This window comes from Capsulimonas corticalis (assembly GCF_003574315.2).
In the GTDB taxonomy this organism is placed as follows: Bacteria; Armatimonadota; Armatimonadia; order Armatimonadales; family Capsulimonadaceae; genus Capsulimonas; species Capsulimonas corticalis.
Genome location: NZ_AP025739.1, coordinates 2,074,950 through 2,092,319 on the forward strand (window position 1 = coordinate 2,074,950; position 17,370 = coordinate 2,092,319).

At 61.7% G+C, this 17,370-nt stretch carries 16 protein-coding genes; 6 read left to right on the forward strand and 10 right to left on the reverse strand.

All coding sequences use genetic code 11. The annotated features are described in order from the left end of the window. Position 1 precedes the first annotated feature (1 nt). The gene (locus D5261_RS08870; RefSeq protein ID WP_119324226.1) at positions 2-2,938 is read right to left on the reverse strand and encodes a glutamine amidotransferase; all 2,937 of its coding nucleotides are present in this window, start codon (positions 2,936-2,938) and stop codon (positions 2-4) included. A gap of 83 nt (positions 2,939-3,021) precedes the next feature. Next, positions 3,022-4,122, reverse strand: a complete 1,101-nt coding sequence (locus tag D5261_RS08875) for a hypothetical protein (RefSeq protein WP_119324225.1) — start codon at positions 4,120-4,122, stop codon at positions 3,022-3,024. A 268-nt stretch (positions 4,123-4,390) separates the two neighbouring features. On the opposite strand from D5261_RS08875, the gene D5261_RS08880 reads away from it, so the two are divergent. Together D5261_RS08880 and D5261_RS08885 are read left to right on the forward strand one after the other, a co-directional pair. Continuing rightward, a complete protein-coding gene (locus D5261_RS08880) occupies positions 4,391-4,636 on the forward strand; it encodes a hypothetical protein (RefSeq protein ID WP_125206274.1) in 246 nt (81 codons plus the stop codon). Continuing rightward, positions 4,603-4,947 carry a type II toxin-antitoxin system RelE/ParE family toxin gene (locus D5261_RS08885; RefSeq protein ID WP_119324224.1) on the forward strand — a complete coding sequence of 115 codons (345 nt, stop codon included), beginning with the start codon at positions 4,603-4,605 and terminating at the stop codon, positions 4,945-4,947. The genes D5261_RS08880 and D5261_RS08885 overlap by 34 nt, the downstream gene beginning before the upstream one ends. On the opposite strand, the gene D5261_RS08890 is transcribed toward D5261_RS08885, so the two are convergent. The 4 genes from D5261_RS08890 to D5261_RS08905 all read right to left on the reverse strand — a co-directional run bounded on the left by D5261_RS08890 (position 4,944) and on the right by D5261_RS08905 (position 7,902). Next, the gene (locus D5261_RS08890) at positions 4,944-5,696 is read right to left on the reverse strand and encodes a DUF1559 family PulG-like putative transporter (protein WP_119324223.1); all 753 of its coding nucleotides are present in this window, start codon (positions 5,694-5,696) and stop codon (positions 4,944-4,946) included. The genes D5261_RS08885 and D5261_RS08890 overlap by 4 nt on opposite strands. Positions 5,697-5,701: 5 nt before the next feature. Continuing rightward, positions 5,702-6,475, reverse strand: coding sequence for a DUF1559 family PulG-like putative transporter (locus tag D5261_RS08895; RefSeq protein ID WP_119324222.1), 774 nt, complete (start codon positions 6,473-6,475; stop codon positions 5,702-5,704). 61 nt (positions 6,476-6,536) lie between these two features. Further along, complete coding sequence (locus tag D5261_RS08900; protein WP_119324221.1) at positions 6,537-7,346, reverse strand: DUF1559 family PulG-like putative transporter; 810 nt, start codon at positions 7,344-7,346, stop codon at positions 6,537-6,539. A 61-nt stretch (positions 7,347-7,407) separates the two neighbouring features. Beyond that, the gene (locus tag D5261_RS08905) at positions 7,408-7,902 is read right to left on the reverse strand and encodes a hypothetical protein (RefSeq protein WP_119324220.1); all 495 of its coding nucleotides are present in this window, start codon (positions 7,900-7,902) and stop codon (positions 7,408-7,410) included. Between the two features lie 207 nt (positions 7,903-8,109). Between D5261_RS08905 and D5261_RS08910 the strand changes: the two genes are divergently transcribed. The 3 genes from D5261_RS08910 to D5261_RS08920 all read left to right on the forward strand — a co-directional run bounded on the left by D5261_RS08910 (position 8,110) and on the right by D5261_RS08920 (position 10,174). Continuing rightward, entirely contained in the window at positions 8,110-8,895 is a 786-nt protein-coding gene (locus D5261_RS08910) for a ferritin-like domain-containing protein (RefSeq protein ID WP_119324219.1), read from the forward strand. Positions 8,896-8,958: 63 nt separating this feature from the next. Next, positions 8,959-9,705, forward strand: a complete 747-nt coding sequence (locus tag D5261_RS08915) for a ferritin-like domain-containing protein (RefSeq protein WP_119324218.1) — start codon at positions 8,959-8,961, stop codon at positions 9,703-9,705. A 22-nt stretch (positions 9,706-9,727) separates the two neighbouring features. Further along, on the forward strand, positions 9,728-10,174 hold the full coding sequence (locus D5261_RS08920) for a hypothetical protein (protein ID WP_119324217.1): 447 nt from the start codon (positions 9,728-9,730) through the stop codon (positions 10,172-10,174). A 292-nt stretch (positions 10,175-10,466) separates the two neighbouring features. On the opposite strand, the gene D5261_RS08925 is transcribed toward D5261_RS08920, so the two are convergent. Further along, the gene (locus D5261_RS08925) at positions 10,467-12,212 is read right to left on the reverse strand and encodes a family 43 glycosylhydrolase (RefSeq protein WP_119324216.1); all 1,746 of its coding nucleotides are present in this window, start codon (positions 12,210-12,212) and stop codon (positions 10,467-10,469) included. A gap of 163 nt (positions 12,213-12,375) precedes the next feature. On the opposite strand from D5261_RS08925, the gene D5261_RS08930 reads away from it, so the two are divergent. Next, entirely contained in the window at positions 12,376-14,547 is a 2,172-nt protein-coding gene (locus D5261_RS08930; protein WP_218025739.1) for a hypothetical protein, read from the forward strand. A 251-nt stretch (positions 14,548-14,798) separates the two neighbouring features. Here the strand turns inward: D5261_RS08930 and D5261_RS08935 are convergent, their stop codons facing one another. The 3 genes from D5261_RS08935 to D5261_RS08945 all read right to left on the reverse strand — a co-directional run bounded on the left by D5261_RS08935 (position 14,799) and on the right by D5261_RS08945 (position 17,190). Beyond that, positions 14,799-16,253 (reverse strand): bifunctional metallophosphatase/5'-nucleotidase, encoded by a 1,455-nt coding sequence (locus tag D5261_RS08935; protein ID WP_119324215.1) that lies wholly within the window; start codon positions 16,251-16,253, stop codon positions 14,799-14,801. A gap of 17 nt (positions 16,254-16,270) precedes the next feature. Beyond that, positions 16,271-16,657 (reverse strand): methylglyoxal synthase, encoded by a 387-nt coding sequence (locus D5261_RS08940; RefSeq protein ID WP_119324245.1) that lies wholly within the window; start codon positions 16,655-16,657, stop codon positions 16,271-16,273. A 221-nt stretch (positions 16,658-16,878) separates the two neighbouring features. Then, entirely contained in the window at positions 16,879-17,190 is a 312-nt protein-coding gene (locus D5261_RS08945) for a magnesium and cobalt transport protein CorA (RefSeq protein WP_119324214.1), read from the reverse strand. Positions 17,191-17,370 lie beyond the last annotated feature (180 nt).

Consider the following 17,370-nt stretch of genomic DNA (forward strand, 5'->3'; position numbering starts at 1 on the left):
CTTACTCATCCTTCTCCCGCGCCCGCCGCTTTGCGTCGAGCAGGCGGTCGGTGTAGCCGCCTTCGCCAGCTTTGGGGTCGGTGGGCGGTTTGGGTGGGGGCGGGGTGCGGAGGGAGGCGACTCTTGGGAAGCTTTCGTCGGTGTCGCGAGTGGGAGCGGCGCGGCGGTTGAGGAGGCGGTCGGTGGCGGCGCCGGGGGATTCGGGGGGCGTGGCGGCGCGGGATTCGGCTTTGCGGTTGAGGAGGCGGGCCATTTGCGGCGCGGGGTCGCGGCGTTTGGCGTGCTCTTTTTTGACGGCTTCGGCTTTGGCTTCGGCGGCTTCCACGCCCTGGACGGCGGCGTCGCGGATCTGCGCCGGGCGGATGCCGAGGCGGCGAATGGCGACGTCGAAGAGGAAGAGGAGGGCGGCGAGCGTCAGCAGGATAGGCGCGAGGTCGAGGCGGCCGACTTCCCAGAGGGGCGCGTCGCGGAAGATGCGCGTGGGGTCGGTCTGGAACCGGCCGCCGGTGGCGTCGGTGAGGCGCGTGAGCAGCGGCAGGTTCGGCGTCACCGTGCGATACTCGGGAGAGTAGGGGACGACGAGGCCGAGGCTCTGGCTGGACGACGGCGCGTTGGGCGCCGCCGCGTTCGGCGCGCGCTGGACATTCACCATGTACGCGCCGGTCTGATCGGTGTCGAAGGTCGATTCGTAGTGGCCGGGGCCGGTCTGGGCAAGATCGATATCGTGAATGCTCTGGTCGGGCGCCACGACGCGGGCAGTGAGCTTGGCGTTGTTGACGAAGCCGCCGGATGAGAGGGCGTCCACCGTCAGGTGGCCCTTGCCGTTGGCGTTCTCGACATTCGAAGCGAAGTCGGCGTCGGTGTTCGAGCGCAGGGACCAGCGCAGGGCGTGCGCCCAGAACTGCGGATAGCCGGCCCATGGGAGCCATGGCGCGGCCCAGTGCGCTTGATCGTCGCTGGTGAAGGCGAACGTACGGCCGAGGCCGTAGCGCCAGTGCGCGAAGAGCGGGTCGCTGTGCTCGGGCGCGGTGAGCGGCACGACGGCGCCGGGCTTGGCGGTCGAGATATTGTAACCGAGCAGCGGCGGCGCGCTTGCCCAGTTTAAGCTGCCGGTGATGTCGTCCGTGAAGTCTTCACGCGCCAGAAACGACTTCTCGACGATCAACTGCTTGCTGACGGTCTGCTGGTCCTTCAGGAGAAGCCCCGGCAGATCGCTCGCCTGCTCGGCGACATACGCCTTGCCGCCGCCGACCGTGGCGAGGTCTTTCAAGAACTGGATGCCGCCGGGGTCCGCGCCGCTCGCGATGGTCGAGACGGTGACGCCCATCTTGTGGATGTTCTGCACGACGCGAGCTGTAGCGGCTGTGTCCTGGGTTGCGTCGCCGTCGCCGAAGAAGATGATGTGCTGGATCGGCGCGCCCGTGCTCTTGACCACGCCCGCCGCCGACTGGAGATAGAGATCGTAGTTGGGCGGATCGTTCATCCCCGTCAGATCGCTCATCTGGTTCTTGATCGCCGTCCGGTCGATCACGTGCTGCATCGGGATGCGCCAGATGTTGTTGCAGTCGATGACGCCGAGCTGATCCTGCGGCTCCATGGCGTCGACAACGCCCTTCGCGGCCTCGATCGACCAGTTGATTGTCGTTTCTTCTTCCAGGTCTTCGATCACCAGCGCGATCGCCGCCGGCGGGATGCGCTTGCGGTCCTTCACATCCATGCGCACGGGCAGCGCCGCTTCGATGGGAGTCCCCTGGTAGTTGCCCGCCCCGTAGCTCGTGGTTCCGCCGATCATCCCCAAGCCCATGCCGAAGTCGCGCACGGATTCTTCCATCGCTGTCATCGCGGGCGAACCAACTTCATCGGCGGAGACATCGGAGAGCACGACGGCGTCGTAGGGCGCCAGGGCCGCCACGGTGGTCGGCGCGGCGGTCGGCGTCACGGTGTCCATCTGAATATTCTGGGCGGCCATCGCCTGCTGGAGCGTCGGCGCGATATGCCGGTCGGGGGCGGCGATATAGAGGATGTGCGGGCGGCCCTGCACGGTTACGAAGCCGTAGGCGTGATTGTTTTCGGCGACGGTGTCGGCGGACGGCTCCAATTGGGCGTCGTAGCGATGGAAGCCGGGCTGCTCCACCTTTTCCTGGAAGCTGAGCGCGTTCTTACCCGCGCGCAGATGGAGCCGGGTGCGTAGGATCTGCTGACCGTCGCGCTGGAGCGAGATGTTCGCCGACTGCGCCACCGTGCTGCTGACCACGATCCGGACGGGAAAGGGAGCGGACTTGCGCACGCGGGCGGGGGTGTTGACGCCCTCCACGAGCGCCTCCGCCGCTGTTTCGCCGTTCTGACCCAGCGCGAGCGGCGGGGCGGCGATATCCACGCGTACGCCGTCGCGCTTCAGTGATTCGATCTCGGAAGCGGCGTCGCCGACATTCTCATTGCCGTCGCTGACAATCACGATCTTGCGGCCGGAGTCATTGGGGAAGGTGCTGCTGGCGACACGCAGCGCGCCTTGCAGGTCCGTCGCGTCGCCCGCCACGCTCGGATGGATATTGTCGATCTGATCGACATTGTCCGAAGGCCGCGCTTCGACATTGGGCGTGCGCCCAAACACCACGACCCCCGCCTCATCCGCCCGGTGCTTCGACGCCAGCGCCTTGCGCACGAAGTCCAGTCCCCGCGCCCGCTGGTCCGGACGGATCGACCGGGAGACATCCACGAGAAAGAGGGTCGTGAGCTTATCGCTGCGCTTGACCAGGTGGACCCCGGAGAGCGCGATCAGCACAAGAACGACGACCGCCATGCGCACCGCCAGCGCCAGCCGCTCCGTCGCTGGATGCAGCCCCGCGAGCGACCGCCGCGCCGTCCACCAGACGCCGGCGAGCAGCAGCGGAAGCAAAAGAAAAACCAGCGGCCGGTCGAAAGCAAATGGGAACTGCATGGTGTCCGTGTCAGGTCTGGCGCACGATGGGGCTGTGTGTGATTAGAATACCACGAAACAGAAGGGGATCGCGCGCCTTTCCCCTATTTCGGAACCGCCCACAGGTCTGCGGGCGGCGGGGCCGAGTGGATGCCTTGCAGGCTGATCGTCGCGGCGCGCAGGCGGTTGAACACGTCGTTGTAGGCGATGCGCTGCATCTCTTCGGGCGTCGGAGGGCCCATGGAGCGCATTTGCAGCGCGAAGCTTTGCTGCGCCTTGGTGAGCGCGTCGTTGAAAACGCCTTCGTAGTTCGCGCTGTCGGTGACGCGCTGGTGCTGCTTGATGGTCGTGCTGCTGGCGCCGACCGCGTGGATCGGGCCGTAGGGGCTGGCGCCGTCGATGGTGACGGTCACATCGACGCAGTCGCCGGTGTCGGGTTTGTAAACGCCGTGGATATTCGCGACGCAGCTTCCGGTCGCATACTCCTGATAGATCATCGTCCCCGCCCCCGTCGCGCGCCGCAGCTCATCGCGCAGGTTCGACTTTTCCAGGTCGGAGACGGTCATGCCGTCCAGCGATGTCGTCACATCGACATTGCCGAAGTACATCAAACGCGGCTCGCCCGCGTGGACATCGACCACCGGGGCGATCAGCGTTCCCGTCGGGCTCAGATCGAGACATCCTTCCGCGAGGATCGCCGGCGGCACGAGCATAATCGTTGAAACCGTGAAGAATCCTTCGTGCGTGTCGGCGAACAGCACGACGCCTTTCTCCGGATACTCATGGATCACCCAGCCCGTATTGCGTCCGCGCAGGTAGTAAGAGACTCCGGCGTGTCCGAAGACCTTCTTGATGCTCTCCAGGCTCGGGCTCTGATCGTAGCGGATCAGCAGCGCCGTCGCGACATCCTTCTTGTCATCCCCGCCGTCGAACAGCACATTCAGTCGGTCTCCCGATCCCTTTGGCGTCGAGAGCATCAGCGACCACGGGATCGCATTGCCATGCTTGGCGATCTTATAATGGTCTTTGACGCTCTCGGCCGTCGATTTCCCCAGCTGCAATGCGTCCCACTGGTCTCCCGTAAAGTCGGCGAGGCTGGGCAGCGTGAAGTCCGGCCGGTCGTCCTTTGCGTGAGCCGGTGAAACGATCGCCGCAAGAGCCAGGGCGAGGAGACAAAAGGCGCTCGTTCGTTTCGAGTTTTTCATGAATGGTCCTGTTTCAAAGTGAGATTTTGCCAAAGAACGCGACAACGGATCGTTGACGTGGCGTATAGGGATAATGTTCCACATTGCCGTCACCAATCCTGCTTTTGGGCAAAATCCAGTATGGTCTTCACTTTCGTTTGATCGGCCTTGGAGAATGGCGCGCCGGTGAACAGTGCGGGTTGGTCGGCTTTGCAAAGGCTTTCAGCCGCAAGACGCTGATGTCTAGGAAACGCTTTTTCAAGCGGGACAATCGCAGCTTGAATTTTCCATGGGCATCGCCTATAATACTTCTGTAGACATGACCGATGGTCCAAACAGAAACGTGAGCATCTCCATGGAACTCAAAGGCGCCGAACAACCTAACGAAATTTTGACGCCGGAACTGCTTGTCGCCCTAGAAGAGGGCGTTCAATCCGAGCGAACCGGTCGTGAATACACCTGGGAAGAGGCAAAGCAATTTGCACGGGAGCGCCGTAAGGCATGGACGATCGTTCCGGACAGTCTGAGCGCGTAATCCGTTTCACGGAAGCCGCTCTTCTTGACCTTGCAGGTATCGATAACGCGACCGCCGCCATGTGGGGAGCCGCTCAGGCAGAACTCTATCTTTCTTTTCTCGAAGGCGTCCTGCGCGTACTGGCGAACAATCCCGCGCAAGGCGTCGTTATCGACCAATATCCTCAATACCGCTCCTCTATCGCTCGACTGAAAAACCGCAAAAGCGCCTACGGTCATCGGATCTTCTATCGGGAGATCGAAGGTGGTATCCTCGTCATTCGTATTCTCCATACCGCAATGCATTGGCCGTCACACATCGCCGGCGATTAGCGATTCTGCCTCTCGGAATACCCCATCACCCGCGCCGCCTTTGCCCGATCAACGGGCGAGAACGGCGCGCCGTCGGTGGTCCAAGAATTGACGGCGTGATTAGGCTCCAGGTCGTGCGGACTCCGCGTTCGGACGTGTCCATCACAATAAAGGACACTCGTCTCGGCGACATGCCCGCTGAAGAGATTGCCGGTATCGGCGTTCGGATTCATCGGACACGCGAATCCCCCAGGAGACAGGACGTTGAAGTCGTTGAACGCCGCTGTCGATTCCACAATCGCGATCACGCTTTCAGGATGCTTGATCTTGCTGAGGGCTAAACCTGGGCTGAACCTGTCGGCGAAGGGACCGAAAGCTTGTTCGCCGCTGGTGGAATTGACGGCGTATGAACGATGGAAGCCGTCGTGTTCGATATCGTCTTCGCCTGCCATGGGATTTGACGGACATTCGAACATCGTTTTGCTTTTGATGTACGGATTGACCAGAACTCGCCACGACACCAGCGTTCCGTTCGCGCCCAGCGTCTGGCGCGGTGGCAAGACGCTGTCGTAGTCTTCCGAATACTGCTGCATTCCGATCCCGATTTGGATCAACTGCTTCTCGCAGCGTGCCTGCTTGGACCGGGCGGCGGCGTACGTCGTCACCCTATACAGCACAACGGCAAATGGAAAAAAGACGCAGATCGCCGCGATAAAGCACCCGACATTGACTGTATTGGGAAACGCTCTGCGCAGCCATTTCTGGATCATGGATTTCACGATGGATATTGCTTCGCGCCGTACTCAATCACCTGCGCCGCCTTCGCCCGATCGGCGGGCGAGAACGGCGCGCCGTCGGTGGTCCAAGGATTGGGACGGCCGTTGAGTGCGTCCAGTGAAGCCGCTGGGCGTATTATTTTGACATGGCCGTCGCAATAGAGGACGTTTGTCCGTCCCTGATGTCCGCAGAAGAGATTGCCGGTCTTGGATTTTTCGCTCGCCGGCCAGCGGAAGATCTCCGGGGCCAGGACGTTGAAATCGCTGTAGGCTGCGGTGGATTCGACAACGGCGAGCAGAGATTCCGGATGCGCGGCGTCGCGGAGCGGGAAGCCGTTGGGGAACTTGCCGGAGAAGGGGCCGAAGGAGCGGGCATTGTCGCTGGCGGAGTTGACGGCGTACGAGCGGCTAAAGTCACTGTCCGTAATGCTGTCGTTTGCCATGCCGCTTTTCGAATCGGCGACGGGGTTGGATGGGCATCGGAAAAGCGCGGCGTCTTTCATGTCGGGGTAAATCAGAACGCGCCAGGAGACATTGGCGCCGTCGGCTTCCCGAAGCTGTCGCGGCGGCAGTTGTTCGTCATTGTCCTGGCTGTACTGGAGGAGCGCGAGGCCGATCTGTTTCATGTTGCTGGCGCAGGAAATTTGCCGGGCTTTTGGCCTTGGGTAATCAGGAAGCGGAAAAATTGCGAATACGCCGATGGCAATGAGGACTGTAAGACAGATCCACGTAATCACCGACTGGGCCATGTGCTTGGGATGATTTAAGTCCATGTCGTTCTCCTGTCGTAATGAATGGTTAACGCCGCCGGGCTGGTTTCGTTTCGCTTATGGGCTAGCTTCGCCCTATATCCCAAAAAAAGACACGTCGCCGTACGGGGCCTTCGCGCATCTCGTGATAGATCTTTTCCGAGTATTGCATAACGGCGGCCGCCTTCGCTTCGTCCATGGGCGTGAACGGTTTGGTGTCCACGGTCCAGGGGTTGACGCCGGATTGGGAGAGCATGTGGCTGGGAAGCATCGCCTGGACGTGACCGTCGAGAAAAGCGGCGTTCGTGACGCGATTATGTCCGGAAAAGAGATTGCCGGATTGCGCGGCGGCGTTCGTCTTTCGGGCGAAACCCTCCGGGAAGAGAGGATTGAAATCGCTGAACGCCGCCGTCGATTCGACAATGGCGATGGTCTGACCCGGAGCCTCGGAACTGTCGAGAGAGAAGCCGCGCCCATAGGCGTCGGCGAACGGTCCCAAGCTTCGCATGGGATCGTCGTGCGTGGCGTTGACGGCGTAGGAGCGGCTGAGGTCATCCGTCGCGAGCGGCAACGCTTGGGATGCCGGCGCGGGACCGGCGGGGTTGGAGGGACACCGAAAGGAATCGCGAGATTTGATGTAGGGATAGATCAAGTATCGCCAGGAAACAAGAGCGCCGCCCGCTCCGCTTGCGTTCTGTCGCGGCGGCAGCTTCTCGTCGTTGTCCTGTTCGTATTGCGCGAGTCCCAGCCCCAGCTGCCTGAGATTGCTGGCGCAGCTGAGCCTGGAATCGCGGCCAATGACGGAGCGAAATAAGAGCGGTTCGGAGATAAGAGCGATGAAGATTACGGCGGCGGCGATAGAAGCGCCGGCGATCCCGCTGTTACGGCCGATCATGGGCCACCTCCTCTCACAGAGATATCCCTATCGTACCGTATTGGCGTGAGGAGCCAGACGTTTATTGGAGACGTTTGTAATCCAATTGCCGGCGGCTTTGCAGCATCCACCCTTGATCGGTCGAAATCCAGTGATCCAGGACCGTCATGTCCATCACCCCGCTCTGCTCCGCGCCGGTTTGCGCGTTGTGGATGGTCACTTCCTGGCGCTCCACGGCTTTGACATCGGCGGCGGCTCTCGTAGATTGGAGGGCGAACGTCACGATCCGTGTCGTGGTGCGCATGGATTTGACGAGGGCGAAGATCGCGGGGAGGCCATCCTTGCGGGCCTGGAGATTGAACTGGTCCCCCTTCAGATCTGTGCCCACGTAGTCCGGCGACGTGTGGGCGAGGGCGCCGGCGGCGTCCTTACGGTCGAGCGCGGCGTTCTGCTGACGGTATGTGTTCTGGATGGCGCTGCGCGCGCCGGCGGCGATATCGGCGTAGGCGGCGGTGGCGAGCGCGCCCAGCAGGGCGAGTGTGAAAACAAACGCTCTACGGCGGTCGTTGTTGTACATGGCGGACATTCCTAAAGTGTCGGCGCTTGAGCGCGCCAAGTCTTATTGTCGGTCGCAGGGCGGCAAAGCTGGAATCGGGCTCAAGGTTACAGTGGGTTTACAGTGCCGCGCGGGGAGCTCAAATCCGGTTCATGGAGACCAGGCGCCGGGTAAGTCCAACACACGACTGCTCCGAAAGTGAGCGGCCGGAAGGGAGGAAAGCCCATCATGGACTTTCATGAAATCGTAAACAACCCGGTGAACCGTCGAACCTTTTTGACCCGAATGGCCGCCGCAGGACTGGGTGTGGCCGCCATGGGACTGATGCCGGAGGCCGCGCACGCTTCGGGCCGCCCGGTGCTGACATTGGTCAACGTTCCCGAGAACTCGCACTTTCCCGGCATCCCGGGCAAGAACCTGCGCAACAAGACACTGAACTATGCGCTGACGCTGGAAATCCTGGAGGCGGATATCTACCGGCAAGGACTGAACCTCGCCGCCGGAAAACCGCTGGACACGCCGCTGCCCGATGATGTTTCCGGCTACGCGCTGTCGATTCCCGCCGGACAGGTCGCGCATCCCGCGCTCGGATTTCAGCTGCTCCAGCAGTTCGCGCCGGTCGAGGCCGCGCACCGGGACTACCTCCACGCCGCGATCCAGTCGCTGGGCGACACGCCGGTCTCGCCGAACCCTGGCGGCTACAAAGCCCCCTTCGGCGGCGATCTGGCTTCGGTCCTCGCCGTGATCCGCACACTGGAAGAGACGGGCGTTCGCGCCTATCTGGGCGCCGCGCAGTTCATTGGCGACAAAACGCTGACGCAGGCCGGCGCGAGCATCTACTCGACCGAGGCGCGCCATTCGGCGGCGATCAATTACGCCCTGGGACTGGAAGCCGGCCCCGCCAAGCAGCGTCTGGACAGCCAGGCGGTGATTCACCAGAATGGCGATAATAACTTTGAGTATTGGCTGACCCCGGAACAGGTGATCGCCAAGGCGAAGCCGTTCTTTGCATAGATTTGCGCCGCGTCGCCTTCGGCCCAATAGGCCGAAGTCTGAGACGCGCGAAAGGAATTGACCATGAACCACGAACCGATTGCCCATACGGAGCGTCGAGAATTTTTGGGATCGGCCGCGCGGACGGCGGCGATCGTGGCCGGAGCTACGCTGCTCGGCCCAAGCCTCGTCCGCGCCGCAGCGCCGCTGCAATATAAAGACATCTATCGCCCCAAGATTCTCAATTTGCCGGGCGGCCTGAAGGCTGGAGACGACATCCAGGTCCTGAACTACGCCCTGACTCTGGAGGATTTAGAATCGGACCTCTACATCCAGGCCGTGCAGCGCCTGACGATGGGCGGGACCAACAAGCTCGGCAAGCAGATCCCCGGTCTGGGCGTCAATGATATGGAGCCGGACGTCAAGTACTTGAAAATCTTCGCCGAAGTCGAGGCGGAGCATCGCGACTTCCTGCGCGGCTCGCTCAATAGCCTGTTTCACGGGATCGCCGTGAGTCCTTACAAATACGATTTCGGCATCGAGACTAAGTCGCGAGAGGAAGTGCTGGATCTGGTGCTGACGGCGGAAGCGCTCGGAACGGCGGCTTATCTGGGCGCGGTCCCGTACCTGAAGACACGCCTCTTCATCACGGCGGCGGCGGCGATCCAGGGCACGGAAGCGCGCCACACGGCGACGCTGACTCTGGTGCAAAACCAGCTGTTCGGCGGCTCCAAACCCAGCTCGCCCCTCGCTTCGGACAACCATGGGATCGATATGCCGATGGATCCGGACGCCGTGCTGGCGAAGGTCTCGCCATATATCGTCCGATAATCGCCGCCGAAAGGATCAAACGATGAAAAAGATACAGTGGACCCTCGCCGCCGTCGCCCTCGCGGCGCTCGCCGGCAATCTCGCGCCGGCCGCCCACGCGCAGGACGGCGATGGCTGGACCGTCACGAAGGCGCTCCAGTCGGAAAAGCTCGACTACAGCAAACTCAACAATTCGACCTACGACTACGCCGACATCGCGACCGCCAAAGGGAATCACTACTCCGACAACCAGGTCGCGACGATGCTGAAGATCGCGAAACTTTCGGGCCAAAGGTTCAAGGATGTCTTCTGGGCGCTCAACCGGGGCGAGACGTTCGCGATGCTCGCCGGGAAGTACAATATCCCTTACTCCCGTCTGCGCCATGTCGACGCGGAGAAGGACGAGATCGCGGCGTTCGAATCCGCGTATCTCGCGACAGGGAAAACGAGCGCGCGGCGTGATAAGATCGATGCGATTTTGATGAAATAGGATGTCCCGGCCCCATTCACAAGAGTCGGTTTTCGCGTACTGGGCAATAAATTAGCCAGCTGGGGGCGCTTCGCATTAAGGACCCCGCAATAAATTACGGGGCTGGGGGCGCTTCGCGCCGACCGTCCGTGCCGGACGGAAGAGTCTCTACGCCTGCGATCCTTGGTCTTCCGTCCGGGACGGTGGGCGCCCTTTGGGCACTGGTTGCGAAGCAACCCCCAGCCCCGTACTTCAGTGCGGGGTTCAATGCGCTCGCTGTAGCCCCGTAATTTATTGTGGGGTGGGGGAAAACCTACTCCGAAACTACATCAGTCCCCAAAGTGACTCCACTGTCGTTAAACGTGTCCACCGTGAAGAAGTAAGAAACGCCGACGTTGAGCGTGTGGATGCTGAGCGTGCTGGCGCCGTAGACCTGATAGTTGCTGAAGAGTTTGTCCTTGGCGACGCCATAGCGGACGATATAACCGTCCGCGCCGGCGACGGGCTTCCAGGAAATCGTGGCCTGGCGCCCGTCCGCGGCGTCTCGCTTGACCTGGACGCCTTCGGGCTTTTGGGGCGCCTTCCCCAGACCGCTGCCGAAGAGGCGCAGGCCGCTGATTGAGAATTTGGCGCCGCCTGGGGTGTGCGTATTGGTGATTCGGGCGTAGCGGGCCGTGACGGGTTTCTCCAGCGGGATGTAGTCGTGCGGCGAATCGCGCTTCTCGACGCTGCGGTCTACAATGGTCGTCCAGGTCTTGCCGTCGGCGCTCACGTCGAGTTTATAGCCGTAGCCGTCCTGAAGCAGGCCAAGCTGCGTGGAGCCTTCATCGGCGAAGTTGATCTGGGCGGCGTCGATGCGGCACGATTTTCCAAGATCGACCTGAAGCCATTCGCCCGGATCGCCCGTTTTGGCCGACCACCAGGTGCGCATGTCTTCGTCAAACGCCGCTTCGATCGGATGCGCGTCAAGCGTGGAGGACGCCGTCGCCGTCTTTTGATAATCTAAGAGCATCCAGCCGGTCAGGTTGCCTTTGGACGGGTCTTTGACGACGCCTGGGGCATACTGGGGGTAGTCGCCGAGGTAAGTGTCGCAGACCATCTGGCCGTCGCGGGTAAACCAGGCGGGGAAGACGCCGAGACGGCGCTCGAACATATGGCGAATGGAGATCGTCATGGTCGCGATATGCCAATATCGCCCGCCGAGGTCCTGAAACGTCGAGCTGTGGCCCGCGCCGGTCGCGAAGCCCGTGGGTTTGAGCGAGAAAGGGCTGTAGGGCGCATAAGTGAATGGCCCGAGAGGATGGTCGCCGACATAAACGCCGTCGTTGTAGGATTTGTACTGGGTTCCGGGGGCGGAATACTGAAGGTAGTATTTGCCGTCGTGTTTGGTCATCCAGGAGCCTTCGATCCAGGCGCCGGAATCTTTGTAGGGCGGGGTGTCGGTCGGCTCGGCCGGGATCTCCCCGCCGTGTTTGGGCGTGACGCCCGCGAAAAACGGGATCCGCGCCGTGAGCGGCTTGAAGCCGTTCTTGGGGTCCAGCTCCTGACCACCGATGGGGTCCTTGTCGCTGCATCCGCTGTAGAGGTAAACGCGTCCGTCGTCGTCCCGGAACAGGGCTGGATCGCCCTGATTTTGCGTGTCGCTGACGAGCTTCCATTGGCCTTTGCCGGGATCGTCGCTTTCGTAGATGCCCGCGCCGCCGACGGTCCAGTACATCTTGCCGCCGATCTCCATCACGGTGGGCGCGTAGTTGTCGATCGGCAGCCCCGCCGGCGTCACGAACGTCCAGTGAACAAAGTCTTTGGAGCGCCAGTATCCCAGGCTTTTGGAAGGGAACAGCCAGTATTCGCCCTGATAAACGATCATCGTCGGATCGGCCGCTTCCCGCCGGCTGGGATCTTCGGCTTGAAATCGATAGGGAAGATCCATCGGATTGCAGATGGTCGGCGCTCGGCCGGCGGCGAACGCCGGCGCCGCATGGAATAGCAATGGGAGCGAAGGGGCAAAAAGGGTGACAAGTGAGAGACAGGTCCGCGCAGACTTGAATTTCGTTTTCATAACCCTAGCATACCATGAGTATTTGAATTTTTAATAATTTACACCAGTGTAATATGAAAATTAAAAATCGCGCCATTCTTTCTTGACACTCAAGGGAAGCGTCTGCTAAGATTGAGAAAATACTGGATTTCAAATGGATTGAAAACGGATTGGTGATGAAGTTGTGAATCGGCGATCATTTGTCAAGCTTATGGGAGCCGCCGCGCTTCTCCATTCGGCTTCCTACGGCGCCGGCAAAGCCGACGCCGCTAAGAACGGGAAGATCGATCGGAAGGCGCTGGTCGATCGGCATAAGATTGCGCTCGCCCGGCCGGATGCGATGACGCCGCTGACGGTCGGCAACGGCGAATTTGCATTTACCGCCGACATTACGGGGCTGCAGACCTTTCCGGACTTTCATGGAAATGGGATGTTGTTGCAGACGATGGCGCAGTGGGCGTGGCATACGACCCCCGATGATCATCGCTATCATCTTTCCGACACGTTCAACCCGTACGACAGCCATGGCCGCTCCGTGCCTTACCCGAGCGGCGACGAAAACGGCGGCGGGTTTGGCGACGGCGGACCGGCGGCGCAGTGGCTGAACAGCAATCCCCATAAGTTCGATCTTGGCCGCATCGGCCTTCTCCTGCCGTCGATCGATCAGCGGGCGGTGACAATCGACGATATCACGGAGATCGTCCAGGAGCTCGATCTCTGGAGCGGGCTGCTGTCGAGCCGTTTTCGCCTCGCCGGCCAGCCGGTCCTGGTGGAAACGGCGGCGCATCCCACGCTGGATGTCGTGGCGGCGCGCATTACCTCTCCGCTGGTCCGCGAGGGAGCGCTTGGCGCGCGGCTGCAATTTTCCTACGCGCCGCCCGACTGGATGCATCCCAGCGATTGGGGGCAGCCCGACCGCCACACGACCACGGTGAGCGTCGCCAAGGACGAATACCGGTTTGCCCGCCGGCTGGACGGCGTCACCCAATATTCCGCGCGCGCCGCCGTTTCGCCGGGAAGCGATCATCGGCAAATCTCGACGCACGAACATACGTGGACGGCGAAGGGGCAGCCGTCGCTCGATCTGGTCATCGCCTTTGGGCCGGAGGCCATGGAGAAAACGCATGGGAGCGTTCCGTCGTTCGATCAAGTCCGCCAGGACGCCATGCGTCATTGGAAGACTTTCTGGTCAACGGGCGGCGCCATCGACCTTTCCGAGAGCCGGGACAGCCGCTGGAAGGAGCTGGAGCGGCGCATCGTGCTTTCGCAGTATCAAACGGCTGTCAACAGCGCTGGCTCGCTGCCGCCGCAGGAGACCGGTCTCGTTCAGAACAGTTGGTACGGCAAGTTCCACCATGAGATGCACTGGTGGCACGCCGCGCATTTCCCGCAATGGGGGCGCGAGGCGCTCTTGATGCGAAGTTTGGACTACTACCGCCGCATCCTGCCGGTCGCGCGCGAAACCGCTCAGCGCATCGGCTGCCGGGGCGCGCGCTGGCCGAAAATGGTGGGGCCGGAGGGGCGCGAAAGTCCCAACCGCATTAACCCCTTTTTGACCTGGCAGCAGCCGCATCCGATCCATTTCGCCGAGCTGATTTATCAGGCGAAGCCGACAGAAGAGACGCTGCAATTTTTCAAGGAGATCGTGCTGGAAAGCGCGGAGTTTATGGCGTCCTTTCCGTGGTGGAACGCGGAGCGCGGCTGCTATGAGCTGGGGGCGCCGATTGTCGCGCCCTATGAGAACAATTACAACGACCGGCGCGCGTCGAAAAACCCAACCTTCGATCTTACCTACTGGTCGTGGGCGCTGGGCGTCGCCCAGCAATGGCGTGAGCGCCTCGGCATGGCCCGCTCCCAGGAGTGGGACCATGTCCGGCAAAACTTCGCGCCATTGACCGTCCGCGACGGTGTCTACCGGGAGATCGAGCAGATCGACGCCGGAATTGGCGGGCACCCAACGATGCTGGGCGCTTTGGGCGTTGTCCCGCACACGCCGCTCGTGGATCGCCCGACCATGCAGCGCACATTGGATTTCGTGCTGACAAAGTGGCCGCGCGGCGAGACCTGGGGATGGGATTATCCGATGATGGCGATGACGGCCGCGCGTCTCGGCCGGCCAGACCAGGCCATTGAAGCGCTGTTTATCGACACGCCCAAGAACGTGTATCTCGCCAACGGCCACAACTACCAGCAGTCCATCCTGCCGCTGTATCTGCCCGGCAACGGCGGCCTGCTCTTCGCCACGGCGATGATGGCCGCCGGCTGGAAGGGAGCGCCCCCGGGGCACGCGCCCGGCTTTCCGACGGAAGACCAGGGCTGGACGGTACGCTGGGAAGGCTTGCGACCGGCGCTTTGAAGATGGAAGATCGGCCTCGGATGCATTGGAACCCGGTTATGAAACCCGGGCCTGGGAGCGCAAGGCGCTAACCGTCCGTGCCGGACGGAGGATATTTGTCATCGACCACCGGCATTTGCGTCCGGCGCCGGGTACCCCCTGGGTGGTTAGCGGCTCTGGCCGCTCCCAGACCCGGGTTTCATAACCGGGGAGCGTATGCGTATGCGGCTACGAAAATCCTATCCTATCAACCCATCGCCGCATATTTCATCTCATTTGCTCAGAAAATCCCGGACTGTGTCCCGGATGTCCTTCCCCGTATCCGTCAAGCTCGCCGCCGGAACGCCGTATTCGGAAGTCGCCTCGTAATCCACGAAGGCGACCGCGACGGGGGCGTCGCCGGCGGGAATCTCTCCCGAAATGATGCTGCCTGGCTTTTTGACGATCAGCTTGCGGATTTCGTCTGGCGTCAGCGTCGCCGTTGAGACATGGTTGGCGAAGGGCATCGCGGAGTAGAGATCGTAGTAGGAGACGGTACGCCTATGGAATGCGCCAAACATGCCGCCGCCAGATGGGTTGAGCGCGACTGACGCGCCCGTGGCTCGGCGCATGGCGTCGACGAGAACTTGTGTCGTGATTCGTTGCCGCTCCTCCGGCGTGGCGCCGGCTTTGGGCAGCGTCCCGGCGTCTTTGAGGAACGGCGCCGTGTAGGGCGCGATGGCGGCCGCGACATCCGGCGCGTCGGAAATCCCCGTTTCGATGGGGATCATCTCATCGTGATAGGTTTTGAGAGTCCAGCCCTTCGCGCCGCGCAGAAACGTCAGGTCGAAGCGGCCGAGGTTCACGCCGAACTCGCCGTCCTGGACGATCGGCGTGACGACGCCGTCCGTATTGACGGCGGCCAGCGGCGTGTAGAGAAATGTGTGTGAATGGCCGCCGACAATGGCGTCCAGGCCCGACGTTCCCTGCGCCAGCAGCATGTCCTGATCGGCGCCGATGTGCGTGAGGGCGATGAGGATATCGCAATCCCGCCGCGCCTTCGGGATCCATTCTTTCGCGGCCTCGATGGGGTCGGTAAACACGAAGCCCTTTGTCTGCGGATATTTCGCCGACGTCTTCGTCGTCAGCCCCAGAAACCCGACCCGCACGCCGCTCCACTGCCGCACGACATACGGCTGCACACCCTCCAGCAGTCCCCCGTCGCTCGCCCGCACATTGGCGCAAACCCACGGAAACCGCGCGCGCTTGATCACGCGCCGCAGCGCCGTCTGCGCTCCGTCGTAATCCTGCTCCTGCGTGGCGTCCCGCCCCTTGAACTCATTGTTGCCGATCGCCGCCAGCTCGTATCCCACCGCGTTCATCGCTTCAATATCCGCGACGCCTTCATACGCGTTGGAGAGCGGACCGCGCGTGAACGTATCCCCGGCGTCTACTAAAAGCGTCGGATTATGAATCTTTGCGCGCAGACGGCGAATCAGCGTCGCCCGCCGCGCCGCCCCGCCGCGCGACGGATTCTCCTCCGGACTGCGCCCGGCTTCCGTGTACGGGAACGGCAGGATATGCCCGTGCAGATCGTTCGTATGCAGCAGCGTCAGCGTGAACGAATCCGGCTGGGGCGGGGCGACGGGAAACGACGTGGACGCCGGCAAGTCCGACGGCGCGGCGTGAATGGCCGGCGCGGCCAGCGTCAATACGGCCAGCAGCAGCGCGATGGGTTTTCGGATCATGGAAATGTTCCTTAAGCCTATTCTTGAATGACTTTGAGGTGCTCCAAAATTAGCTCCGCCGTGGCGAGGTTGGTGGCGAGAGGGACGTTGTGCGTGTCGCAGGCTTTCATGAGCGCGTTGATGTCGGGTTCGTGGGGATGGGCGGTGAGCGGGTCGCGCAGGAAGATGACGGCTTTGACTTGCTCGGTGGCGATCAGCGCGCCAATTTGCAGGTCGCCGCCGAGCGGGCCGCTGAGCATCTTCGTCACCGGCAGTCCCGTTTCATTTTCTATATGCGTCCCCGTCGTGCGCGTCGCGACAAGCGACTCCCTCCGGCAGGTCTCCAAATGGCGCTGCACGAACGCGATCATATCGTGCTTCTTGTTGTCATGAGCGATCAGAGCGACGTATTGCAATGTGTTCATAGAGGCGTCCTTATTGACGAAAAGAGAATAGTCGAATGAGGAAATTATGACACAGAGATACTGCTTGGTCGCCTGTCGTAGGAGGTCCTTGTCCACAATCTTGTCCGATTATGTCCAATTCTGGCCGATTATGTCCAAAAACTGGGCGGCGCACAAAAACACCCGCGCATTTGGGATGGCGGGTGTTTGGAATCTACTGAACAAAAAAGTGTGGCGCAGTGTTAGTCCGTGTCGCCGTTGTGGCTCAGGTGTGTGAGACGGCTCGCGAGGCGGCCAGGCGGCGCGTGGAGCAGGACGTAGGCGGCGCGTTCTTCGCCGAGCAGGGGCAGGATCGCCTCGGCGCGGGTGTCGTCGAGCCAGTTGAACAGCGCGAGCATCTCGTCGTCGGTGAGCTCCTGCGCGGCGTCGGCGATCGACTGCGCGCTTTGATTGCAGAGCGTGGCTGTCAGAGCGAGGTGGCCGCCCTGGCTGAGTGGTTTGCGCAGCGCGGCGCAAAGATTTTCGTAAAGGGTTTGATGGACATACAGCGACATGGTTGACTCCTTACTCCGACGGCGCTTGCGCCTGGGATGTCGTCCTGCCGTGCAAGCCTTGCCTTATGGAAGAAAATCGGGCGAAGATGACTTGGAATTGTACCTTAACCCTCACTCTCTATAACAATTTATTTCACGCCGCCGTTCCGAAAAAGAGGGGACGGACACGTGCAGGATTTA

Excerpts from the sequence above, each read along its gene's own strand:
- D5261_RS08875 (WP_119324225.1), bottom strand. The coding sequence starts at position 4,122 with ATGAAAAACTCGAAACGAACGAGCGCCTTTTGTCTCCTCGCCCTGGCT.
- D5261_RS08945 (WP_119324214.1), bottom strand. The coding sequence starts at position 17,190 with ATGTCGCTGTATGTCCATCAAACCCTTTACGAAAATCTTTGCGCCGCG.
- D5261_RS08915 (WP_119324218.1), top strand. The coding sequence starts at position 8,959 with ATGAACCACGAACCGATTGCCCATACGGAGCGTCGAGAATTTTTGGGA.
- D5261_RS08910 (WP_119324219.1), top strand. The coding sequence starts at position 8,110 with ATGGACTTTCATGAAATCGTAAACAACCCGGTGAACCGTCGAACCTTT.
- D5261_RS08890 (WP_119324223.1), bottom strand. The coding sequence starts at position 5,696 with ATGATCCAGAAATGGCTGCGCAGAGCGTTTCCCAATACAGTCAATGTC.
- D5261_RS08925 (WP_119324216.1), bottom strand. The coding sequence starts at position 12,212 with ATGAAAACGAAATTCAAGTCTGCGCGGACCTGTCTCTCACTTGTCACC.
- D5261_RS08905 (WP_119324220.1), bottom strand. The coding sequence starts at position 7,902 with ATGTACAACAACGACCGCCGTAGAGCGTTTGTTTTCACACTCGCCCTG.
- D5261_RS08900 (WP_119324221.1), bottom strand. The coding sequence starts at position 7,346 with ATGATCGGCCGTAACAGCGGGATCGCCGGCGCTTCTATCGCCGCCGCC.
- D5261_RS08895 (WP_119324222.1), bottom strand. The coding sequence starts at position 6,475 with ATGGACTTAAATCATCCCAAGCACATGGCCCAGTCGGTGATTACGTGG.
- D5261_RS08885 (WP_119324224.1), top strand. The coding sequence starts at position 4,603 with ATGGACGATCGTTCCGGACAGTCTGAGCGCGTAATCCGTTTCACGGAA.
- D5261_RS08940 (WP_119324245.1), bottom strand. The coding sequence starts at position 16,657 with ATGAACACATTGCAATACGTCGCTCTGATCGCTCATGACAACAAGAAG.
- D5261_RS08935 (WP_119324215.1), bottom strand. The coding sequence starts at position 16,253 with ATGATCCGAAAACCCATCGCGCTGCTGCTGGCCGTATTGACGCTGGCC.
- D5261_RS08920 (WP_119324217.1), top strand. The coding sequence starts at position 9,728 with ATGAAAAAGATACAGTGGACCCTCGCCGCCGTCGCCCTCGCGGCGCTC.
- D5261_RS08880 (WP_125206274.1), top strand. The coding sequence starts at position 4,391 with ATGGGCATCGCCTATAATACTTCTGTAGACATGACCGATGGTCCAAAC.
- D5261_RS08870 (WP_119324226.1), bottom strand. The coding sequence starts at position 2,938 with ATGCAGTTCCCATTTGCTTTCGACCGGCCGCTGGTTTTTCTTTTGCTT.